7 protein-coding genes and 1 riboswitch are annotated in these 7,954 nt (G+C 73.7%); of the genes, 3 read left to right on the top strand and 4 right to left on the bottom strand.

From position 1 onward, the window contains the following. On the bottom strand, nt 1–915 hold a 915-nt coding region (locus tag AVP42_RS00655; protein ID WP_157356659.1), incomplete at its 3' end, for a cytidylyltransferase domain-containing protein. Nucleotides 916–1,062: 147 nt separating this feature from the next. Between AVP42_RS00655 and AVP42_RS00650 the strand changes: the two genes are divergently transcribed. Both AVP42_RS00650 and AVP42_RS00640 read left to right on the top strand, forming a co-directional pair. Next, nucleotides 1,063–1,677: a hypothetical protein gene (locus AVP42_RS00650; RefSeq protein ID WP_067945095.1), complete on the top strand. Its 615-nt coding sequence runs from the start codon at nt 1,063–1,065 to the stop codon at nt 1,675–1,677. A gap of 347 nt (nt 1,678–2,024) precedes the next feature. Next, on the top strand, nt 2,025–2,507 hold the full coding sequence (locus AVP42_RS00640) for a hypothetical protein (protein WP_067945092.1): 483 nt from the start codon (nt 2,025–2,027) through the stop codon (nt 2,505–2,507). Between the two features lie 3 nt (nt 2,508–2,510). Here the strand turns inward: AVP42_RS00640 and AVP42_RS00635 are convergent, their stop codons facing one another. Together AVP42_RS00635 and glyA are read right to left on the bottom strand one after the other, a co-directional pair. Further along, complete coding sequence (locus AVP42_RS00635; RefSeq protein ID WP_067945089.1) at nt 2,511–3,398, bottom strand: bifunctional methylenetetrahydrofolate dehydrogenase/methenyltetrahydrofolate cyclohydrolase; 888 nt, start codon at nt 3,396–3,398, stop codon at nt 2,511–2,513. A gap of 180 nt (nt 3,399–3,578) precedes the next feature. After that, nucleotides 3,579–4,895, bottom strand: coding sequence for a serine hydroxymethyltransferase (glyA, locus tag AVP42_RS00630; RefSeq protein ID WP_067945088.1), 1,317 nt, complete (start codon nt 4,893–4,895; stop codon nt 3,579–3,581). Nucleotides 4,896–4,968: 73 nt separating this feature from the next. Next, nucleotides 4,969–5,050, bottom strand: a riboswitch (ZMP/ZTP riboswitch). Between the two features lie 73 nt (nt 5,051–5,123). On the opposite strand from glyA, the gene AVP42_RS00625 reads away from it, so the two are divergent. Beyond that, nucleotides 5,124–6,302, top strand: coding sequence for an N-acetylglucosamine-6-phosphate deacetylase (locus tag AVP42_RS00625; protein ID WP_231878486.1), 1,179 nt, complete (start codon nt 5,124–5,126; stop codon nt 6,300–6,302). Between the two features lie 232 nt (nt 6,303–6,534). On the opposite strand, the gene AVP42_RS00620 is transcribed toward AVP42_RS00625, so the two are convergent. Beyond that, nucleotides 6,535–7,797 (bottom strand): MFS transporter, encoded by a 1,263-nt coding sequence (locus tag AVP42_RS00620; protein WP_067945087.1) that lies wholly within the window; start codon nt 7,795–7,797, stop codon nt 6,535–6,537. Between the last annotated feature and the right edge of the window lie 157 nt (nt 7,798–7,954).

Genomic DNA, 7,954 nt, shown 5'->3' with positions numbered 1-7,954 from the left:
CGCCCGAGCCGCCTGCGCCGCGGCGAGCGCGCCGGCGAGCCGGCGGTCGATGCGCGGGGCGAGCGCGCGCGCCCGGGCGAGGTCGGCGGCGTCGTCGATCTCGATCGCGAGGTCGGGGTGCACCGGCTGGATGCCGATGCGACCGAAGAATCGGTGCCGGGCCGCGGTGAACCCGTCGGTGCGGAGCGCGTAGAACGCGCCGGTCTCGAGGTACTCGGGCGCGCGGTCCTGCCGCCGCGGGCGGTTGCCCGGGTCGTGGTTGACGCCGACCGCACTTGCCCCGTCGGCGTCGTCGGCGCGTTCGCGCCAGAGGAACCCGTGCGTCGGCGTGGCCGCGAACACCACGTCGCGCTCACCGCGCTCGACCCGGGAGACGGCCGCGTCGAGGTCGGCGGGGTCGATGAACGGCGACGTCGCCTGGATGAAGACCGTGACGTGCGCCGGCGTCGGCGCCTGGGGCGAGCGGCTCGCGGCCGCGGCGGGCGACACCAGGTCGAGCACCTCGAGCGCGTGGAGCAGCGCCGACTCGCTCGACGCGGTGGCGTTCGCGAGTTCGGCGGGTCGCGCGACCACCTCGGCGCCGGCTGCGCGTGCGACGTCGGCGATCTCGTCGTCGTCGGTCGTGACGACGACGCGTCCGATGCGTTCTGCGGCGAGCGCGGCGTGCACGGCGCGGGCGACGAGCGGCACGCCGCCGACACGGGCGACGTTCTTGCCGGGCAGCCCCTGCGAGCCGCCGCGCGCCGGGATGACCGCGACGGCCGTGCGCGCCGGCGCGTCCCCTCCCGACCCGCCGCCGGTCGTGGCGCGGTCGCCCGGCGCGCCGGCGAGGTCCCCCGACCCGCCGGCGCCGTTCCGAGCGAGTCCCCTCGCGCTCGCGCCGGCGGCGGTCGCCTCGGTGAGGTCGGTGCTCATGCCGCGAACCTATGCGCGCCGTTCGTCCGCCCGGTGCACGCCCGGTGAACGTCCGACGTCGTTCAGGCAGCGAGCGGATGCCGCCGCACCCCCGTGCGCTGGGGATAACCTCGTCCCGCCGCGCCACCGTCGCCTACGGTGGAGCGCATGCCCGAAGCCTCCCCCGCCAGGCCCTCGAGACGGATGCCGCACCCCCGCGCCACCGCCGCCGTGCTGTCGTGCGCCCTGCTGCTCGGCACCGCCGCCTGCGCCTCGCCGGACGGCGACGCGCCCCGCGCCTCCACGACCGCCCCCTCCGCCGCCGCGACCGACGAGCCGATCTTCGCGTCGGACGAGGAAGCGCTCGCGGCGGCGGTGGAGGCGTATGAGGCGTATAGCGAGATGTCCACGCGGATCGCCTCAGAAGGGGGCACCAACCCCGAGCGGATCACGGAGGTCGTCAGCGAAAACGCCGCTTCGCAACTCGTCGAGGAGTTCGAGGCTCTGGCTGAGGCTCAGCTGCGTACGACCGGGACAACCAATGTCTACGGAGCGCGCCTCATGTCTTGGGAACAGGCAGGAGAAGACACAACGGTTTCGGCGTACTTCTGCCGAGACGTGTCTGGCGTTCGAATAATCAACGCCTCTGGGGCGGACGTAACCAAGCCGAGGACCAGCGATGTATCGGCTCTGGTTGCCACCTTCGTGGTCCGACCAGACGATCCGTCCAAGCTCATCGTCGAGGACACCGAGCCATGGTCCGACATCACATTCTGCGAGTAGGACTGGCTGCGTGGGCGGTTGCGACGCTCTCGCTTGCCGGGCCAGTCGCTGCTACCGCCGACGACGCTGATTCCTGGGACATCGGTGCCGTCTTCGACGCCGACCAATCATCGGGCGAGGGCGCAGCGCAAGTCGTAGCTGATTACACCCGACCGGGCACGGACAACAACCCGGTCGACGGCTACAGCCCCGATTCGGGCCAGGTCGCCGAGGGGATCGGCTTCGGCGGCACCACCGAACCCACTCGCCCCGCCGCTCCCCCGCGCGACATCTGCAGTCCCACGAATCCGACCGACTGCTTCTTCACCGGCGCCGAGCCGACCCCGCCGCCGGCGGGCGAGCCGGCCGTGACGCTTCGCGACGTCGCCACGTTCCAGCCGGCGCCGCACGAGCACACCGCCGAGCCGGCGGGTTGGGCGGTCGTCGACCTCCCGGCGAACGCCGTCGCCGAGGCCGGCACCGTGACGCGGTCGGGCACGCTCTTCGCCCGACCGGTGCAGGTGCGGTTCCATCCGGTCGGCTACCGCTGGGTGTACTCCGACGGCGCGACCGTCGGCAGCGCCGATCCCGGTGCGACCTGGGCCGAGCTCGGCCAGCGCGAGTTCACCGCCACGCCGACGAGCCACGTCTATCGCAGCAAGGGCGAGCACACCGCCCGGCTCGACGTGACCTACGTCGCCGAGTACCGCTTCGACGGGTCGGCCTGGCGGTGGGTCGACGGCACGCTCACCGTCCAAGGCGCGCCGCAGCCGGTGCTCGTCGGCGACTTCGACACCGTGCTCGTCACCGGGCCGTGCACCACGCACCCGGGCAGCCCGGGATGCGGGTAGCGGTCAGCGGCTGCTGAGCCGGAGCTCGGCCGCCTTCACCACGTTCGCGAGCAGCATCGCCCGCGTCATCGGGCCGACACCGCCGGGGTTCGGCGACAGGTGACCGGCGACCGACGCGACCTCGGGATCCACGTCGCCCGTGAGCCGCCCCTTGCCCGTCTCCTCGTCGGCCACGCGCGTGATCCCCACGTCGAGCACCGCCGCACCCGGTTTGATCCAGTCGGGCTTCACCATGTGCGGCACGCCGACCGCGGCGACGACGATGTCGGCGCGACGCACCTCGTCGGCCACGTCGACCGTGCGCGAATGGGTCAAGGTGACCGTGGCATCCAGCCCCTTGCGGGTGAAGAGCAGGCCGAGGGGACGGCCGACCGTGAGTCCACGACCGATCACCGCGACGTGCCGCCCGCGGATCGGCACCTCGTACCGCTGCAGCATCTCGACGATGCCGGCGGGCGTGCACGGCAGCGGGGACTGCAGGTCGCCCTCGATGCCGAGCACCAGGCGGCCGAGGTTCGTGGGGTGCAGCCCGTCGGCGTCCTTGTCGGGGTCGATGAGCTCCAGCATCGCGTTCTCGTCGTGCCCCGTCGGCAGCGGCAGCTGCACGATGTAGCCCGTGACCTCGCGGGCCGCGTTCAGGTCGCGGATCGCCGCACGCACATCGGCCGTGGTCGCCGACGCGGGCAGGTCCACGCGGATCGACTCGATCCCGACCTCGGCGCAGTCGCGGTGCTTGCCCGCCACGTACGAGCGCGACGCCGGGTCGTCGCCGACGAGCAGCGTGCCGAGCCCCGGCACCACCCCGTGGGCGCGCAACTCGGCGATGCGCGACGCCAGCTCGGACTTCACGGCCGACGCCGTGGCGACGCCGTCGAGGGTGATCGCGGTCATGTGGGTACCTCTTCCGGGCTGGTCAGCGGAGCGGGATGAAGGAGAACCGGGCCGACACGCCGTGGGGCGGATGCCGCGGGCGGCGTGTCGGGAGCGGACTCCTTCGCTGCGACGGGATGCCGGAGGCTCCGGGTCCGGCCGGACCACGATGGGGCAGGCCGGACCCGGAGCTCCGCGGGACTACTGCTGCAGCCCCGGGTAGAGCGGGAACGCCTCGGTGAGCGCCTCGACGCGCGAGCGGAGCGCCGCGACGTCCGCCGACGGCTGCAGCGCCAGCGCGATGATGTCGGCGACCTCGGCGAACTCGGCGTCGCCGAACCCGCGCGTCGCGAGCGCGGGCGTGCCGATGCGCAGGCCCGACGTCACCATCGGCGGACGCGGGTCGAACGGCACCGCGTTGCGGTTCACGGTGATGCCGACCTCGTGCAGGCGGTCCTCCGCCTGCTGGCCGTCGAGCTCCGACGTGCGGAGGTCGGCGAGCACGAGGTGCACGTCGGTGCCGCCCGTGAGCACGTCGACGCCGGCGGCGCGCGAGTCGTCGGCGGTGAGGCGTGATGCGAGCAGCTTCGCACCCGAGATGGTGCGCGCCTGGCGGTCCTTGAACTCCTCGGAGGCCGCGATCTTGAACGCGGTCGCCTTCGCGGCGATCACGTGCATCAGCGGGCCGCCCTGCTGGCCGGGGAACACGTTCGAGTTCAGCTTCTTCGCCAGCTCGGTGTCGCGCGAGACGATGAGGCCCGAGCGGGGGCCGCCGATGGTCTTGTGCACGGTGGTCGAGACGACGTCGGCGTGCGGCACGGGCGACGGGTGGAGGCCCGCGGCGACGAGTCCGGCGAAGTGGGCCATGTCGACCCAGAGCTTCGCGCCGACCTCGTCGGCGATCTCGCGGAACGCGGCGAAGTCGAGGTGGCGCGGGTACGCCGACCAGCCGGCGATGATGACCTGCGGCTTGGTCTCCTTGGCCTTGTCGCGCAGCGCGTCCATGTCGACGAGGAACGTCTCGGGGTCGACGCCGTACGACACGGCGTTGTAGAGCTTGCCCGAGAAGTTCAGCTTCATGCCGTGCGTGAGGTGGCCGCCGTGCGCGAGCTCGAGGCCGAGGATGGTGTCGCCGGGCGTCGCGATCGCCGACAGCACGGCCGCGTTCGCGGTCGCACCCGAGTGGGGCTGCACGTTGGCGTACTCGGCGCCGAACAGCGACTTGGCGCGCTCGATGGCGAGCGACTCGGCGACATCCACGTACTCGCAGCCGCCGTAGTAGCGGCGGCCCGGGTAGCCCTCGGCGTACTTGTTGGTGAGCACCGAGCCCTGCGACTGCAGGACCGACACCGGCACGAAGTTCTCGCTCGCGATCATCTCGAGCGTGTGGCGCTGGCGGTTCAGCTCCTGCTCGAGCACCTCGGCGATCTCGGGGTCGACCTCGGCGAGCGGCTTGTTGAAGACGGAGTCGGCGCCGGCGGCGGTGCCGGGCGCGACGGTGGAGAGTGATTCGGCCAAGACTGGCTCCTTCGAAGATGACATGCGGACCTGCGGAAATCGCCTCGTGCGCGACTCGCGCCCCGAGGCTTCGCGTACCGGCCCAGGCGTGCGGTCGGTCCGTGCCAGTCGCTCCCCGATGGTCACCCATCTCAACGCCAGTCGCGACGCTCGCAAGCATACCAACGGATGCCGCGACCGCACGCCGTGCGTCATCCGCCGACGCGCGCAGCGGGATAACGTGAGCGGGTGAGCTCCCCGCGCGTCGACGTGATCCACTCCGCCCGCCTCGTGTCGGGGGCCGACGTCGTGCCCGAGGCCTGGGTGCGGTTCGACGGCGACCGGGTCGCCGCACGCGGCGTCGGCGACGGATGGCGCGACGGCCTCCCCCGCGACGGCGCCGCCGACGGGGGCGTGACCGTGACGGATGCCGCGGGTCGGTGGCTCGTACCCGGGTTCATCGACCTGCACTGCCACGGCGGGGGCGGCGCCGCCGCCGACGACGGCGAGGACGCGATCCGCACGGTGCTCGCGACGCATCGCGCGCACGGCACGACCCGCAGTGTCGTGTCGCTCGTGACGGCGGGCATCGACGAGCTCGAAGGCCGCCTCGAGGCGATCGCCCGCGTCGCGGCATCCGACCCGCTCGTGCTCGGGTCGCACCTCGAGGGGCCGTTCCTCGACCACGACTTCCGCGGGGCCCACGACCCGGCGCGCCTGCGGCGGGCGGATGCGGCATCCGTCGACCGCCTGCTGGACGCGGCCTCGGGCACGCTGCGGCAGATCACGATCGCTCCCGAGCACGACGGGGCGGGCGAGGCGACGGCGCGGTTCGTCGATGCGGGGGTCGCCGTCGCGGTCGGCCACACCGGCGCGGACTTCGCGACCGCCCTCGCGGCGTTCGAGGCGGGCGCGAGCATCCTCACGCATGCGTTCAACGGCATGCGCGGCATCCACCACCGCGCGCCGGGTCCTGTGGTCGCGGCCATGCACGCCGACCACGTCACGCTCGAGGTCATCAACGACGGCGTGCACGTGCATCCCGACGTCGTGCGCCTCGCGTTCGCGGGGGCGGCGGGCCGGGTGGCGCTCGTGACGGATGCCATGGCCGCGACCGGATCGGCGGACGGCCGGTACGTGCTCGGGTCGCTCGAGGTCGACGTGGTCGACGGCATCGCGCGCCTCGCCGAGGGCGGGGCGATCGCCGGCTCGACGCTGACGCAGGATGCCGCGCTCCGCCGCGCCGTGCTCGAGTGCGGCATCGGGCTCGCGGACGCGGTGACCGCCCTCACCGAGACGCCCGCGGCGGCCGTCGGTCGCGCGCACGACCTCGGTCGGCTCGACGCGGGATACGCCGCCGACGCGGTGCTGCTCGACGACGACCTCGCCGTGACGGCGGTCTGGGGCGCGGGCGCGCGACTGGTCTGATCCCCGCGCGTGCGTCGGTCGGCTTCGGGCCGGGGCGGAGGCCTGCTCCCCTTCGTCTCCGCTCGCCCGGCCCGCGTGTCGAACCCGCGCCTCGTTCCCCCGATGCGGGTCGTGCCGACCGCGGCCGGCCCGAACTCCGGCCGCGATCTCATCCTGCCTCCCGGAACCCGTGAGCCCGCTGGGAGCATTCCGTGATCTGGCCGAGGAGGTCGGTTCGGGGTGTATCGGCCCCCTACGCCGAGGGCGTGATCGAGCCGGTCGCCGCGGCGACGCGGGCGCGACCGGCCGCCGCGCGCGTCGACGACACGACGACGATCACGGATGCCGCGACGAGCATGACGGCGTACGCGAGCGGCACCGCACCCACGCCGAACGCGCCGAACAGCAGCCCGCCGAGGAGCGCGCCGCCGCCGATGCCGATGTTGAACGCGGTCGTGTAGAGGGCGCTGGCCGCGTCACGTCGCTCGGGCGGGGCGGCCTGGAGCAGGCGCGTCTGCAGCAGCGGCGGCACTGCGCCGAACGCGAAGCCCCACGCGGTGTAGGCGATGACGGCCGGCCACAGGCCGGGCTCGGCGGCCATGACGACCAGGGCGATGGCGATCGCGGTCATCGCGACCACGAGGGCGCGCACGCTGTTTCGGGCGATCGGGCTGCCCGCGACCACGAGGCCCGCGGCGCCGGCGAGCCCCGACGCGAACAGCAGCGGAGCGACCGCCTCGGGCGCGGCGCCGACGACGTCGGTGAGGATCGGCGCGACGTAGGTGAGGGCGGCGTACTGGCCGATCATCACGACCGCCGTGACGACGCACACCGCGAGCACGGCCGCCATGCCGCCGGCCTCCGAGACGCGGATCGCGGCCGTGGAGCCGGTCGCCGGACGGATCGCGGCCGGCGCCGCGGCATCCGTCGGCAGCACCGCGCGCACCACCAGCGCGCCCGCCAGCGTGAGCACGCCCACGAGCGCGAACACCGGCCGCCAGCCGAGGGCCTGCCCGAGCGCGGTCGAGGTCGGCACGCCCGCGATGAGGGCGATCGTGCCGCCGCCGAGCACCGTCGACACGGCGCGGCCGAGCTGACCGTGGGCCACGAGGCGGGCCGGGTAGGCGCCGACGAGCGCCCAGAACACGCCGTGGGCGACGCCGCCGAGCACGCGCACGGCGACGAGCATCCAGTACTCGGGCACGAGCGCGCTCGCGATGCTCGTGAGGCCGAGCAGGACGAGCACGGCCGTGAGCAGCGTGCGCCGCGGCATCCGTCGGGTGAGGGCGGTGAGCGGGGCGGACGTCACGACGACGGCGAACGCGAAGACCGAGACGAGCAGGCCCACGAGCGGCTCGCCGACGCCGAGGTCGGCGCTCATCTCGGGGAGCAGGCCCATCGGGATCATCTCGATGGTGATGGACAGGAACACCGCCGAGGCGAGCGCGATGAGCGGCTTCCACGGCAGGGCGGAGGTGGGGGTCGCGGCGACGCGCGACGATGAGGTGATCGGCATGAGGTGCATCCGACGGCGTTCCCCGCTCGCGGCGATGCCTGCGGCGGGTCGACTACGCGCTCACGTGCGCGCCCGGGGCCGGCGGTGACCGCACGACCGCGAGCAGTCTACCGCGTGGCATCCGTGCGTCGCCTGAACGCCCGAAACGTCGCGCGAC

Source organism: Agromyces sp. NDB4Y10, from assembly GCF_001620055.1.
Lineage (GTDB): Bacteria > Actinomycetota > Actinomycetes > Actinomycetales > Microbacteriaceae > Agromyces > Agromyces indicus.
The sequence above is the reverse complement of the archived record's forward strand: the minus strand, read 5'-3'. Positions and strand labels throughout refer to the sequence as shown.